Here is a 14,226-nt window from a genome sequence, read left to right on the forward strand (position 1 = left end):
GGCAGGGTGGTGGGCATGGACACACCTTCCCCCTCGTTCGCCCAGCTCGTCCCCGGCATGGCCGGGATGGTGCTGGTCGGGAGCAGCGTCACCGTCTCGCACACCCTCGTCGACGCGCCGCTGTTCGCCGCCCAGGCCGTCCGGTACGCGGCCGCGACCGCGATCCTCCTGGTGGTCGCCAGGGCCGCCGGTGCCCGTCCGGTCCGGCCGCGCGGCAGGGAGTGGCTGTGGCTGGCGGGGCTGGCGGTCACCGGCCTGGTGCTGTTCAACGTGGCCGTCGTGCGGGGTGTCGCGCATGCGGAGCCCGCGGTGATCGCGGTCGCGGTGGCGTGCGCGCCGGTAATCCTCGGACTGGTGGGCCCGCTGCTGGAACGGCGCAGGCCCAGCCGCCAGGTCCTGGTGGCGGCGCCCGTCGTCGTGGCGGGCGCGGTGCTGGTGGAGGGGACCGGCCGCACCGATCCCCTCGGAGTGGCATGGGCCGCGCTCGCGCTCGGCTGCGAGGCCGCGTTCACCCTGCTCGCGGTGCCGGTGCTGGGACGGCACACCCCGTGGGGGGTGTCCGTGCACGCGACGTGGCTGGGCGGTGCGGTGCTGGCGGTCCTCGGCATGGCTTCGGAAGGGCCGTCGGCCGTGACACGGTTGACGGGCGTTCAGTGGGCTGCCGTCGGCTACCTGGCTGTGCTGGTCACGGCGGTCGCCTTCGTGCTGTGGTACTCGACGGTGAGCGCAGCCGGGGCGGGCCGGGCCGGGCTGCTCACCGGGATCGCCCCGCTCGCGGCGGCGGGCGCGAGCACGGTCGCGGGGACCGGAATGCCGGGGCCGTCGGTCTGGGCGGGCATCGGGGTGGTCGTGGTGGGTCTGGTCATCGGCCTGCGGCCACGTGGCCCGGCCGTCGGAGCGACACCGGGCGGGGGGCGAGCGGCCACGCCGGAGGCCGGGCCCGTCTCGGGCCGCGCCCGGTAGCCCCGTCTCACGCCGCACCCGGTAGGCCCCCGTCCCGTTCCCGCTCCCCCACCCTCGCTCGGCACCTCCCCGAGCAGCGGGACCGGGGCCCGGCCGCCCCGGGTGGGGCGGCCGGGCCCCGTTCAGACGGGAGGGCGCACCGTCACGGCCGGACGCGCACGATCTGGGGGTCGTGGTCGCTGGTCTGCGCGGCGAACTCGCTGTTGATGTGCACCACGTCGTAGTCGGCTTCGCGGCTCAGGGACGGGCTGGTCAGGATGTGGTCCAGGACCTGCGAGTTGCCCTCGTAGACGTAGGAGTAACGCTCCTTGACCGGCAGGGTGTTCACCAGGTCGGTGAGGAGCCTGCCGTTCGCCGTGAGGGAGGTGACCGCCGGTGAGAACTGGTAGTCGTTCAGGTCGCCCAGGACGACCAGGTCGGCCTTCGGGTCCGCCTTCTCCAGCGACTCGACGAAGTCCCGCTCGACCAGGGCCTGCCGGTTGCGCTGGGCCTCGGAGCTGCGCACCGGCGGCTGGAAGCGGCTGTCGATCGACTGGTCGCCGCCCTTGCTGTTGAAGTGGTTGGCGATGACGAACAGCGTCTTGCCGCGGAAGGTGAACTCGCCGACGAGGGGCTTGCGCGAGGAGGTCCACGCGTCGTCCGTCGGCGCGATCCGGCCCGGGGACGCGGTCAGGTGGGTGTCCGCGCCCTTGCCGGTCACCCCGACGGCCGTCGAGGAGTCGCCGCCAGGACGGTCGGTGAACTGCACCCGGTCGGGGTTGAACAGGAACGCCTGCCGGATGTTGCCGCCCGGCTGGCCGCCGTCCTTGTCGTTGACGGGGTCGATCTGCCGCCACTGGTAGCGCGGTCCGCCGACCGCGACGATCGCGTCGACCAGCTTGCCCAGTGTCTTGTCGGCGGCGACGGTACCGTCGTCGGTGGCGCCGCTGTTGTCCTGGATCTCCTCCAGCGCGACGATGTCGGGCGAACGGAGGTTCGTCACCAGGCCCTTGGCGAGGGCGTCGAACTTCGACTGCGCGTTGCCCGGCGCGAGATTCTCCACGTTGTACGTGGCGACGCTCACCTGGGAGGCGCTCTGCTTCGCCGTCACCTCGGGCTCGAGGTCGCCCTTGCGGACGGTGCCGATGACGCGGGCCTGGACCGTGTAGGTGCCGGCGAACTGGTTGTAGTCGAGCGGGCCCTCGGTGCTGCCGGACAGCGTGTCGCCGACGTTCGCGACGGGGAACGGCTGCTGGGCGGTGGGGATCAGCGACTGCACCATGAGACGGCCCGAGTTGGGGTCGTCGTAGCCCTTGTACAGGGTGCCGCCCCGCTTGGTGGGGTTCTGGTCGGGCCGGACCGTCACCCACATCTCGGAGTACGGGTCCGTGGCGCCGACCACGCGGCTGCTGCCGATGCGGACGTTCATGCCCTCCAGCGACTCGTAGGTGTCGAGGGCGTACTCGTCAGGACGCAGCGGCAGGTTCTCGATGCTCGCGCCGCCCGCCTGCGGGGCGAACCGCTCGGGCACCGAGTGCCTGTCGAGGACGACCGGGGCGGGCACGGCGTTGCCGCTGGACACGACGGTCACCGTGGCCTTGGTCAGTTCGGTGACCGACTGGATGCCGGTGCTCTGGCCGCCCGGGTAGTACTCCTGGACGGTGGCGTCGACGGAGACGCTGTCGCCCACCTTCACGGTGGGGGTGGTGGAGCCGGTGAAGACGAAGACGCCCTCGCTGGTGCGCGGGTCCGCGTCGGGGTTCGGGTCCTGGAACCAGAAGCCCTGCGAGGAGCCGTACGCGCGGACGCCGGTGACGATGCCGGTGACCCCGGAGACGGCCTTGCCGTCGAGCGGCGAGACGCGGGAGGTGCCCTGGATGTCGTGGATCTTCGCGGGGGTGGCCGGCGGGGTGGTGGGGGGCTGCGTGGTCGGCGGGTCGCTCGGAGTCGTGCCGCCTCCGGTGTCCCCGGTGTTCTGCGGGGACGGGTCGCCGGCCGTGAAGTCCGCGGCGTTGTCGTCGGTGTCGGTGAGGGAGGCCGAGCGCGCCACGGACGCGGTGTTGCTCGCGCCGGCCGCAGCGCCGTTGCCCTCGTGCACCACCGCGGTGCCGAAGCCGACCAGGTCCTTCACCCGGGGGTCCGCCTGGCAGTCGGCGGCGGTGAGGCAGGTCAGCGGGTCGCTGCCGGTGACCAGGGCGACGGTGCCGTTGGTGCCGGACATGTTGATGGAGCCGGTGGCGTCGGGCGTGGGCAGGGCCTTGGTGCCGCCCGTGCCCGCGGCCTCCTGGACCAGGTAGCGGCCGCCGCCGGCGAGCGAGCCGGTGAGCGGGGTCGACTGCCACTTGGAGGACGCGGTCGGCGCGCCCGGCAGGTACTGCACGCTGTAGCCGCTCAGGTCCACCGCGCCGCTGCCGGCGTTGGCCAGTTCGACGAAGTCGTTGGTGTACGTGGCGCCCGAGTTGCCGCCGCCTCCGTAGACCTCGGCGATCAGGGCCTCGTGCGAGGCGGCCATGGCGTTGATGCTCAGGCCGGCGGTGGCGAGCACGACGGCGCCCGCTATGCCGTAGGGCAGGGCTCGCTTGCGTCTGGTGTGCTGGGGACGCGGCTCGGCGGCCTCGGATGAGAGGTGCGACACGGAGGAGCTCTCCTTCATGCAGACGGCGTGACGTGAGTACGTGAGCGTGCGGGGCCGCCCCGGCGTACGACCGGGCCAAGATACGCGCGTAGACAGCGCGAACGCAGCAATCCGTAGGTGAACTCTGGGACACAAACGGAGGTCTGACATTCCGGTTGGCGACCGCAGCGCGTGCGCGTGGGACTGCCGACCGTCCGCCGGATGCGTCGGCTCGGCCGTCTCCAGTTCCGCGCCATCCAGCAACTCGCCTTCTGATCCCGTGCGTTGACAGCCGTCGGGATCGGCGCGACGGTGAGGGTTCCTGCCGGGTCCCCAGTGCGGAGGCCGTCTCTTGACCAGTTCGTCAGTACCCCGCTCGGAGGCCGATCTCGTCGAACGCGTCCGCGCGCTGCACCCTCTCATCCGCTCGCACGCCCTGCGCGCGGAGCAGGAACGGCGAGTGACCAGCGAGGTCGTCGAGGCTCTCACGGACGCCGGGATCCACCGTATGAACGTCCCTCGCCATTACGGGGGCCACCAGACCTCCTTACGCACCCAGGTCGACGCGCTGAGCGCCGTCTCCGCCGGATGCGGGTCGGCCGGGTTCATGGCGTTGATCCAGGCCGGGTGCGCGTTCATCGCTGCCCTGTTCCCCGACGAGGCCCAGGACGAGATCTTCGCGGACCCCGAGGTACGGGTCGGCGGCACACTCGTCCCGAGTTCGAAAGCCGTTCCCGTGGACGGCGGTTACACGGTGAGCGGAAACTCTCCTTTCGCGACCGGCTGCCAGGACGCCGACTGGCATCTGCTGACCGCGGTGGCCGGCACCGGGGACGGCCCGCCGGAGATGGTGTGGCTGGCGATCCCCATGACCGATCTCAAGGTGCTGGACGACTGGAACGTCTCCGGTCTCAGCGGGAGCGGCAGCAACACCGTCGTCGCCCAGGACGTGCACGTGCCCGCCCATCGCGTGCTGCCGGTCGGGCCGCTGCTGGCGGGCACGTTCCCGTCCCGGCGCAACGCCGCCGACCCCTTCTACCGGATGCCGGTCCTGCTGCTGTTCTGTGCCTGGACGGCCGCGAACGCCCTCGGACTGGGCCGCGCGGCTCTGACGGAGTTCGAGGAGCGCATCCACCGGCGGGGCATCACGTACACCCCCTACGAGCGCCAGCACGAGGCACCGGTGACGCATCTCCAACTGGCCGAGGCCGCGATGAAGGTCTCCTCCGCGGAACTGATCACCGCCGACTTCGTGGGGCTGATCGAGGCCAGGGCGGCCGACGCACAGCCCTTCACGGCGCGGGAGCGGGCTCGGACCAGGGCGCAGTGCGGATATCTGACGCGGCTGTGCAAGGAAGCCGCCGACCTGGCCGGGTCCGCGGCCGGCGCCTCGTCCCTGCACCGGGAGGTGCCGATCCAGCGGATCGTCCGGGACCTCAACGCCCTGAGCCTGCACTCGTTCGTCAACCCCACCGCCAACCTGGAGCTGTACGGCCGGGTGCTGTCGGGGCTCGACGCCGGGACGCCGTTCCTCTAGGACCGTGCTCTGTCAAGTCCCGAATTCGAGTCACGTGACCGGGGTGGGGCGGCGATGCCCCAATGGAGGCATGAGGTCGCACGGAAACGGCGGCCACCCACTCGCCTCACTCAAGGAGCACTCCCATGTCGCGTTTCACTCGTATCGCCGTCCTGACCGCTTCGACCGCGCTGGCCGCGGGCGGGGCACTGATCCCCACCAGCGCGTTCGCCGCCCCGGCGCACACCGGCGCCGTGACCATGGCTCCCAGCCATCACCACCACGGAAACGGGGGCGGGGGCACGGTCACCAATGTCCCGGTCTTCAACAACGGCAACGGCGGCGGCACGGTCACCAACGTCCCCGTCTTCAACAACGGCAACGGCGCGGGCACCGTCACCAACGTCCCCGTCTTCAACAACGGCAACAGCGGCGGCACCGTCACCAACGTCCCCGTCTTCAACAACTGAGCGGAATCGTGCGGCCGAGCGGGGAACCGTCTCGGCCGCACCTCCGCATGACGCACGCGTACCGGGCCTCAGGGCTCCGGGGTCAGGCAGGCCGGGAGGGGGCCCGTGGCGGGGGGTGGGTCGGACAGGCAGGCGGCGGCCTGCTCCGGGCCCAGGAACGGGGCGAGTACCGAGAAGGCCAGGCCAGGCAGCAGGGCAGGCAGTTCGGCGGTCCGGCCGGCGGCTATGCGTCGGTAGATCGCGGAGTACACGCCACCGACCACGGTGTCCACCAGCTCCTCCTGCGGAACCGGAAGCTCCAGGTCGGGCAGGTCGGTGAAGTAGTCACGGAAGCGGGTCAGCAGGTGCTCGCGGGCCTCTCGCCCGGCGGGTCCGACGGCGTCGATCTCCACGATGGCCATCGCCGCGAACGCCGGCGCCCCGGCGAGGATCACGAGGAGCGCACCCAGCCCGGCGCGCACCTTTCCCGGCCAGTCGGGGGCCTGGGCGCGGGCCTCCTCCATGGCGGCGAGCACCTGCGAGGTGCCGTGGTGGTGGGCGGCGAGGAAGGCGTCCTCCTTCCCCTTGAAGATCTCGTAGAAGACCGGTCTGGTCACGCCGGCCGCCTGGCAGATGTCACTGACCCGGGTGCGGGCGTATCCGACCTGGGCGACGGTGCGGACGAACCCGTCCAGCAGCCGGTCCCGCTGGTTGGCGGCGACGGCCTCGGGGGACGTACGGCGGGGACCGCGCCGCAGCGAGCGCTCCGGGTCGCGCCCCTTTCGGGTACCGGGCAGCACCAACGGCGGCGGCACCGGCGAACCTGCTGCCATTCCATGCCCTTTCTCACGAACTCGCGTGCTGTGCCTTGACGTTGAATACTCGTCAGGTTTACAACCTTCACAGGTTTTCTTTGGTGCGGACCTGCGGCGGACGACCCGCTGGAGCCGCCAGTGTCACGCACCCGCACAGCGCCAACAAGTGCACCGGTCCGGCAGTCCCGCCACCCGGGACAGCCATGCCCGGGTCGCCGTCCCTTCCCGTGCCTGGGGACGGCCGCCCCCTTCCTCGTCACACCCGCACGCCCGAAAGAGGACTCACGCATGCGCAGATTCGGCGTCTCCGCCTTAACCGTCACCGCTGCCCTGTCCGCTCTGACCCTGCTTCCCGCCGCCTCCGTCTCGGCGGCCGGCGCCGTGCTCACCTACGGCAGCGCCGGCGGCAACGCGGTCTCCGTGGGCGACGTGCTCACCTCCTCCCTGGCCAGTGGCACCAAGGCCTCGCTGGCCACCACCAGCGGTGGTTCGACCGGCATCACGTGCACCGGCTCGTCGCTGTCCGCCAAGGTGACGTCGAACCCCGCCGCCCCGGGCACCGCGACCGAGTCCGCCACCTCCCAGACCTTCAGCGGCTGCTCCAGCAACGTCCTCGGCGTCACCGGCGTGCAGAGCGTCACCGTCAACAACCTGCCGTACACGACGTCCGCCGCCTCGGGCGGGGCCGTGACGGTGACTCCGGCCTCGGGCAGCACCATCCAGACCACGGTGGTCCTGTCCACCCTGCTGGGCACCGTCAACTGCGTCTACCGGGCGTCCGGGCTGGCCGCGGTGAGCTCGAACACCACCCACAGCCTGACCTTCACCAACCAGGCGTTCACCAAGGTGTCCGGCTCGTCCCTGTGCGCGGCCAACGGATACTTCACGGCCTCCTACGCGCCGGTCGTCGACAGCAGCGTCAGCGGCTCTCCCGCCGTCTTCACCAACTGACCTCCGGTACGGCGATCCCCGCTCGCTCCGAGGAGAACGGCGGGCACGGAATGCCATGGCCGCTACGGACTGCCACCGTCCGTGTCCGCCGTGCGGGAGCCTGACGCCCACGCCGCCTCCGTTCGACTCCGCGAGCCCGGGGAACACGGCGGGGAGGTGAGCGTTACCACGATCGCCACGAACACGTCCGGCAGGCCGGCCGTCCACGCGCCGGCCGCGCCGGGCGGGAAGCGGGACGGTGACTGATGCAGACGTTCCTCCCCGATCCCGACTTCCGGCGCACCGCACAGCTCCTGGACCGGCGCCGGCTGGGCAAGCAGCGCGTCGAGACACTCCAGGTCCTGCGCGGCCTGACCGTCCCCGGCTACGGATGGCGCCGGCACCCGGCCGTACGGATGTGGACCGGGTACGAGGAGGCGCTCGTGCGGTACGGCCTGGAGATCTGCCGGGTCTGGCGCGAGCAGGGGCACCAGGACAGCTGCGCCGCCTCCCTGGTCGCCGGGCTGGCCGCGTGCCGTCCGGGCGCCCAGGTGCGCGACCAGGCGGAACTGGCGGCCGCCGGGGAGCTGCCGCCCTGGCTCGGCGACGAGGCATTCCACGAGAGCCACCGCTCGGCACTCGTCCGCAAGGACCGGGAGGTGTACGCCGGTCTGTTCCCCGGGGTGCACGACGACCTGCCGTACGTGTGGCCCGCGTCGGACCGCGGGCCACGGGACACGCCGACCGGAGCGTGACACGGGCAGCCCCCGGCTCACCACGTCGGGACGAATCCTCCGTCGATGCGCAGGTCGCTGCCGATGATGTTGGCGGCCCGGTCACCGGCCAGGTACACGACCAGGTCGGCGATCTCCGCGGGGCGGGAGAAGCGTCCGCTGACGCTGGCGGCCGCGGCCTGCGCCATGACGTCCCGCGCCTCCAGGCCCGCCGCGGCCGAGACGGTGTCGGCCACTCCCCCGGCGCCGAGCCACAGCTCCGTCTCGACCGGCCCGGGGCTCACGCTGTTCACCCGCACGCCACGGGGCCCGAACTCCTTCGACAGCGCCTTGGAGAAGTTGACCAGCGCGGCCTTGGCCGCGCTGTAGTCGACCACCGTCGGATCGGGCAGTTCGGCGTTGACCGAGCCGATGTTCACGATGGAACCGCGGCCGGTCTCCAGCATGAGGGGCAGGACGGCCCGGGTGACCGCGATCGTCGCGAACAGGTTGAGTTCCAGGGTCCGCCGCCACTGGGCGTCGGTCACGCTGAGGAAGCCGCCGGGCCGGGCGGGGGCCGAGCCCACGTTGTTGACCAGCACGTCTATGTGCTGCCCTGCCGCGGCCACCAGCTGGTGGGCGCTGTCCGGCTCGGTCAGGTCCAGCTGGACCCAGCGGGCTCCGCCCTCTTTCACCAGGACGTCGAGCCCCGGCGACATGGTCCGTGCCGCCGCGACCACGTCGGCTCCGGCGGCCACCAGCGCCTCGGCCACGGCGAGACCGATGCCCTTGCTCGCGCCGGTGACGACGGCCGTTTTGTACCGCAGATCATCTGTCATGGTCCGCTCCTCACCACTCGCGGTCCCCCGGTCCCTCCAGCCTCGGGCCTCCGGCCGGGAAGCGCCGTACGAGGGCGGGTGGCGGACGCGGGACAGGACCGGGACGGCCGCCGGCCGTCCCGGTCCCGGACCTCGGGTGCCGCCGGCGAAGACCCCTCCGCCAGGCGACCGACGAGGCGCTATCCGCACGTGAGTGTCGGCGTCCCCCAGTCTCCGTGGTCGTTGCCGTTGCCGTCACCGGCGTCGCCGACCCTGAGGTCGACCACCTGGGCGCCGCTGACGTCGACGTCGATCGGTACCGCCGCCTGCTTGCCCCGGATCGTCGGCGTGGTCACCAGGGTCCTGCCGTCGGCGATGACGGAGAACGTCACCGTTCCCGCGCCGCCCGTCTCGTCGTCGACACCGACGTCCGCCGTCAGACGGGAGCAGGTTCCGGCGAGGTAGAGCTGGACGTCGCTGACCGAGTTGGTGCCCAGGCCCTTGGCGTGGGCCACGCCGGCGATACTGATCGGCCGGCCGTCCCCGGCCGCCTGTTCGCCGACGCTGCTGTCCCGTTCCACCGGCCCCCAGCCGTTGGTGGCGGACAGGAACGGCAGGTCGCTGACCGCGCTCTTCCCGGCGGGGGGCGCCGGTGGGATCCCGCCGAGGATGCGCTCGTCGGTCCCCGTGGCCTGCCGTCCGTGCTGCTGGTAGTGCACGGTGGTGGTGAGGGCGGAGGCGGACGGCAGCGCCCCGGCCGGGGGCCGGACGTTCCAGGTGAAGGTGGCCGACGCACCCGGTCGTACGCGTTCGGCCGACGTGGGGCCGGTGGCGCCGACGCTCCAGCCGTCGGGGGCGGAGAGCGAGGCCGTCAGCCGGGTGGCGGCCGATCCGTCCTCGGGCACCCGGACGGTCGTCCGGGCTGTGAAGGACTGGGCCGGCTGCGCGGTGTCGGGCACCTCCAGGGTGACGTCGGCGCCGGGGCGCTTCGGCATCGCGTACGTGCGGCTGTCGTAGCGGGGGCTGTCGTTCTGGGCGACGCGCAGGGAGGAGGTGTAGCTGCCGTAGTCGGTGAGCGAGACCCGGCCGAGCCCGCCGGTGCTGCCGTCCAGGTTCCAGACGGCGATGGCGATGCTGTTGTGGCCGTTCGGGTTCAGGATTCCGTCGGGGACGGGGAACGTGTGCTGCGGGCCCAGGTAGTTGACGTAGTTGCCGAGCTGCCAGCCGTTGACGAAGATCGTGGCACGGTACTTGCGTGCGGCGTCGTCGGTGAACGTCAGGCCGACCGAGGTGTCCTGACCGCGTGGCAGGTCGAGGTGGGCGTCGGTGCGGTACCAGGAGACACCCGGCCGGGTGTCGGTCGTCGGCAGTGTCACCTTGTTCCACTTGCCGTCCGGGTAGCCCGGCAGGGACCAGCCGGCCCGCTCGCCGTACAGACCGCCCGTCGAGAGCGGGCCGCGCACCGTGTCCTGCAGGTCCTCGCCGCCGCGTACGCCCTGGAGGCGCCAGGTGACGGAGGTCAGCGGGGCGCCGACGAGGGAGGCGCTGGTCAGGCCGCGGGCCGTCTTGTTGCCGTTGCTGGAGTTGTAGTCCTCCTCGTGTCCCATGTTCACGGTGAGCACGGAGAGGACGTTGTCGCCCGTGGACTTGACCGAGCCGGCCGGGAAGGCGAGGTCGGCGCTGCCCGTGGTGGAGCTGCCCAGGAAGGTGCCGTTGAGCCAGGCGGAGAACGCCTGGGCGCCGCCGCCGGAGTCCGAGACCAGATGGACGCCGGTTTCCTTGCCGGTGGCGCGGAACCGGCCGCGGTACCAGGTGTTGCCGGTGTGGAAGCCGTAGTCGTCGGCGTAGAGCACCGGCAGGGAGTTGCCGCCGGAGACACTGTTGGTGGTCGTCCTGTCGGCCACCTGCCAGCGGGAGTCGTCGAAGCCGGGGGCCGCTTCGGGGGATTCCTCGGCGTGCTTCCAGTTCGTCAGCGCCGGCAGCCGCACCGCGGCCGCGGTCGCGATCTCTCCGGTCAGGCTTCCGGTGCCGGTGGCCCGGGTGTGCACCGTCCGGCCGTTCCAGGTGACCCGGGCCGCGGAGCTGAACACCTCGATGTTCTTGTCGTCCGCGTTGTCGCCGGTGAGCGCCACGGTGCGGCCGCCGTCCCGGCTGGTGGCCGTCCGCAGCAGGTGCGTGCCGCGGACGAGGACCGGGCCGGCCGCCGTCTCCTGACGCCAGAAGGTCTTCGCCGTCGCCTTGTCGCCGACGAGGAGCAGCAGCGGGCGCTGTCCGCCGCCGGTGATGCCGATGCGGATCAGGCCCTTGTGGGTGTAGTTCAGCCGCAGGTCGCCGGTGGCCGGGTCCCAGGTGGTGGTGGCGGTGCCGCCGCTGGTGACCACGGTGGGCTTGGCGGAGTAGCGCAGGACCGTCTCGCCGTCGCTGCCCGGGTCGCCGTAGAGCACGGCGACGTCCCGGTCGCCGATGGTGGCGCCGGTCATGAGCTCCGAGGTCGAGTACTGCAACTGCGAGTCGCCGAGCCGGTAGTCGGCGACGATCACATGGGAGTCGCGCCCGTCGAGGGTGATCGCGGTGCCGGGCTGCTGGGGGACGACCGGGTAGGTCGGTTCCGCGGCGGCGGCGCCCGTCGGCACGTCGATGGCGTCGATGGCCACGTAGTTGTCCGTGGAGGCCGAGCTGTGGGTCCCGGTGACGACGATCTTCAGGGTGTGTGCTCCGGCGGCCAGGCCGGTCTTCTGGAAGAGCACCGCCTGGTTCTCGCCGCCGGAGTCGTCGACCGTCGCCTCCTTCGTACCGTCGAGGTAGACGTCGGCGTAGCCGTGGTTGTTCGTCTTCGAGCCGATCCAGCGGATCGCGGTGCCGTCGAAGGGGACGGTGACCGAGTCACCGGCCTTGTTGGAGAACGACTCGGTGTGCTTGTAGTCGCCGCCGGTGTAGCTCTGGTCGGCCACGTGCGACCACGAACCGGCGTACTGGAGCGCGGAGTCCGGGTCGTCCCAGGTGTAGGTGGTGTCGGCGGACGGCTGGGCGTTGAGGTCCAGTGCGATGTGGGTCCTGTCGACCGCTGTGGACGTGGAGTTGCCGTGCCGCAGGACGTGGAACTGCGTCTTGGTGTCCGGGTTCATCCGGGCGGTGTCGACCACGGCGGAGTCGTCCGGTGGCGTGGCCCTGATCGCCTCCGTCTTGGTCAGCGGGGCGACGGACTGGGTGAAGTAGCCGATCAGCTTGTCCTCGTAGTACTTCGGATCGAGCTGCCGGGTCTCGCGGATCGCCGCCCCGTAGTCGTACGACGTGTAGTTCTCCGGCATGCCCAGCCAGCCCCAGTTGGTGCCGCCGTAGGTCATGTAGAAGCTCTGCGCGGTGGCGCCGACGGCTATGTTCTGCTTGTAGAACACGTTGGCGAACTGGTCGTTGATGAGCTGGGCGCACTTGTCGTAGCCCGGTCCGCCCCAGGGGTCGAAGGCGCCGCCCTGGAACTCCGGTGAGTACAGCGGCTTTCCGGCGGGGTGGTCGTAGCTGATGTCGGGGACGCCGTTCCACTTCGTGGGGTTGGAGCAGTCGAAGCCCTGCGGGTACGAGTCGGGGCCGTCGACGTCCAGGGCGCCGGTACCGGAGTTGAAGGTGCCGTTGTTGTTGCCGGTCAGCGGGACCGTGATGCCGTCGGCGCGGGCCTTGTCCTCCAGGTGCTGCATGTAGGAGCGGCCGGCGGCGGAGCCGTTGTAGTACTCGTTCTCGACCTGGTAGGCGATGACCGAGCCGGTGCCGTTGGTGAGTTGGTGGCGGGCGATGATGCGGTCGATCTGGGTCAGCCATTCGTCCGCGTACTTCAGGAACCGCGGGTCGTCGCTGCGGTTGTTGCCGGCCTTGGTGGTCAGCCAGCCGGGCAGGCCGCCGCTGTCGACCTCCGCGTTGATGTACGGCGCGGGGCGCGCGATGACGTAGAGCCCGGCCTCCTGGGCCATGTCGAGGAGCTTGTCGACGTCACGCACCCCGGTGAAGTCGTACACCCCCGGTTTCGGCGAGTGGTAGCCCCAGTCGAAGTACAGCGAGGTGGAGTTGAAGCCGGCGGCCTTCATCTTCTGGAAGATGTCCCGCCACAGGTCCGGGCTCGGCAGCCGGAAGTAGTGGAACTCGCCGGACCACAGGTAGGTGCGCCTGCCGTCGACGAGGAACGAGTAGCCGTCGAGTGTCACCGTGTGCGCGTGCGGCTCTGTGGCGGGCGTCGCGGTGGGTGATGACCCGCCCCCGTGTCCACTCTCGTGCCCGCCCACGTCCAGCGCGGCGGCTGGTCCGGTCATGCCCACGGCCAGGGCGATGGTGGCGGTCGTCGCGAGGACCGCCCTCCACCACCGACGTCGACCGGGTCTCGCGTCCTCGGAACGGCTCCGACTTCCCCGCACTGCGGCCTCCATCCGCCTGAGCACTCATCATCATCGAACAGACTCAGGCAGACCCGAACAGTAAAGGTCCACAAGGCTCAACACAATGGGGCGGGAGAACACAGTCGGGGCGGTGGAAGTCAAGTGGGCTCACCCGTGGCCGAGAAGCGGCCACGGGGACCGACGAGTCCGACCCGGACGCCGGCAGTCGGCGGCGGTCGGCGGCCCGGCGGCGGCGAAAAGTCAGTCACCCGCCACGGCGGCGGCTCCACGGCACGGCCGCTGAGGGCGTCACGTCAGCACGCGGTCCGGCCGAGCGGCACGCCGTCGGCGACGGCGGGCGCCCGGGCTCACTTCTTCTTCAGCGCGGACGGCTTGTGCACCGCCGACCGGCCGGACTTGGCGCTGCGCACCTGGTACTGCGGGTCGTCCGGTGCCGCGGACACCGTGCGGCCCGCAGCCCGGGTGCGCTTGGTGATCTTCTTCTCCACCTCGCCCTCGGCCTGGCCGCCGTGACTCTTCCAGGCCACCTTGTCGCCCTTCTTCAGGCTCTCGCGCTCGCTCCGTTTCTTCGCCATACCGACGCTCCTTCCCGCCCGGCCGTCCCCCTGTCTCCAGGGTGCGGTCACCGCGTCCGTGGCGCAGCCGCGGTGACGGCGTGAAGAGCCTGGGTTTACCGCTCGAAGTCAGGGGCAGCCGGAGTTTCGTGCTTCGGACCGGAGGCGCAGGCCCAGCGGGTGACCACCCGGGCTGCCGGCATCCTCCGGAGCCCGGCCACCTCTCCGCTGCGGCACCCTGACCCACCCTTCAGGACATGTCCGGAACGCAGTTCCGGACTTCTGGAAAGACCGTTCAGGAGCGATTCCGCATGCTCACCGACTTGTCGACCAGCCGTCCCGCGACGCCCGGCCACACCGCTGCGGGGACGTCCCGCCGCACTCACGACGACGCCCCCGACACAGCGGCCCTCTTCGCCCGTCTCGCCGCCCTCGACGAGGGCCCCGAGCGCGACGCGCTGCGCGACGAACTGGTCGCGGCCTGGCTGCCCAT

The 14,226-nt window shown here is 71.5% G+C and carries 10 protein-coding genes and 1 pseudogene; 6 read left to right on the forward strand and 5 right to left on the reverse strand.

Translation table 11 applies throughout. The features are described from left to right. Positions 1 to 15 precede the first annotated feature (15 nt). Positions 16 to 963: a DMT family transporter gene (locus tag AB0G52_RS28105; RefSeq protein ID WP_132891116.1), complete on the forward strand. Its 948-nt coding sequence runs from the start codon at positions 16 to 18 to the stop codon at positions 961 to 963. A gap of 142 nt (positions 964 to 1,105) precedes the next feature. Here the strand turns inward: AB0G52_RS28105 and AB0G52_RS28110 are convergent, their stop codons facing one another. Further along, on the reverse strand, positions 1,106 to 3,487 hold the full coding sequence (locus tag AB0G52_RS28110; protein ID WP_361339851.1) for an endonuclease/exonuclease/phosphatase family protein: 2,382 nt from the start codon (positions 3,485 to 3,487) through the stop codon (positions 1,106 to 1,108). 421 nt (positions 3,488 to 3,908) lie between these two features. Between AB0G52_RS28110 and AB0G52_RS28115 the strand changes: the two genes are divergently transcribed. After that, positions 3,909 to 5,093, forward strand: coding sequence for an acyl-CoA dehydrogenase family protein (locus AB0G52_RS28115; RefSeq protein WP_132891117.1), 1,185 nt, complete (start codon positions 3,909 to 3,911; stop codon positions 5,091 to 5,093). A 125-nt stretch (positions 5,094 to 5,218) separates the two neighbouring features. Beyond that, positions 5,219 to 5,542 (forward strand): hypothetical protein, encoded by a 324-nt coding sequence (locus tag AB0G52_RS28120; RefSeq protein ID WP_361339818.1) that lies wholly within the window; start codon positions 5,219 to 5,221, stop codon positions 5,540 to 5,542. Between the two features lie 68 nt (positions 5,543 to 5,610). On the opposite strand, the gene AB0G52_RS28125 is transcribed toward AB0G52_RS28120, so the two are convergent. Continuing rightward, positions 5,611 to 6,354, reverse strand: a complete 744-nt coding sequence (locus tag AB0G52_RS28125) for a helix-turn-helix domain-containing protein (protein ID WP_361339821.1) — start codon at positions 6,352 to 6,354, stop codon at positions 5,611 to 5,613. A 270-nt stretch (positions 6,355 to 6,624) separates the two neighbouring features. On the opposite strand from AB0G52_RS28125, the gene AB0G52_RS28130 reads away from it, so the two are divergent. Next, the gene (locus tag AB0G52_RS28130; protein ID WP_361339824.1) at positions 6,625 to 7,287 is read left to right on the forward strand and encodes a Tat pathway signal sequence domain protein; all 663 of its coding nucleotides are present in this window, start codon (positions 6,625 to 6,627) and stop codon (positions 7,285 to 7,287) included. Positions 7,288 to 7,532: 245 nt separating this feature from the next. Then, positions 7,533 to 8,021, forward strand: a complete 489-nt coding sequence (locus AB0G52_RS28135; RefSeq protein ID WP_361339827.1) for an MSMEG_6728 family protein — start codon at positions 7,533 to 7,535, stop codon at positions 8,019 to 8,021. 17 nt (positions 8,022 to 8,038) lie between these two features. Here AB0G52_RS28135 and AB0G52_RS28140 read toward each other — a convergent pair whose 3' ends face one another. From AB0G52_RS28140 to AB0G52_RS28150, 3 genes are all read right to left on the reverse strand, one after another. Continuing rightward, complete coding sequence (locus AB0G52_RS28140) at positions 8,039 to 8,818, reverse strand: SDR family oxidoreductase (RefSeq protein WP_361339830.1); 780 nt, start codon at positions 8,816 to 8,818, stop codon at positions 8,039 to 8,041. Positions 8,819 to 8,997: 179 nt separating this feature from the next. After that, on the reverse strand, positions 8,998 to 13,197 hold the full coding sequence (locus tag AB0G52_RS28145) for a beta-galactosidase (protein ID WP_361339833.1): 4,200 nt from the start codon (positions 13,195 to 13,197) through the stop codon (positions 8,998 to 9,000). Positions 13,198 to 13,526: 329 nt separating this feature from the next. Beyond that, complete coding sequence (locus tag AB0G52_RS28150; protein WP_361339836.1) at positions 13,527 to 13,754, reverse strand: DUF2945 domain-containing protein; 228 nt, start codon at positions 13,752 to 13,754, stop codon at positions 13,527 to 13,529. Between the two features lie 290 nt (positions 13,755 to 14,044). Here AB0G52_RS28150 and AB0G52_RS28155 point away from each other — a divergent pair. After that, positions 14,045 to 14,226, forward strand: a pseudogene (locus tag AB0G52_RS28155) (B/F/G family RNA polymerase sigma-70 factor); the annotation flags it as partial.

This window comes from Streptomyces sp. NPDC021562 (assembly GCF_040640875.1).
Taxonomy (GTDB): domain Bacteria; phylum Actinomycetota; class Actinomycetes; order Streptomycetales; family Streptomycetaceae; genus Streptomyces.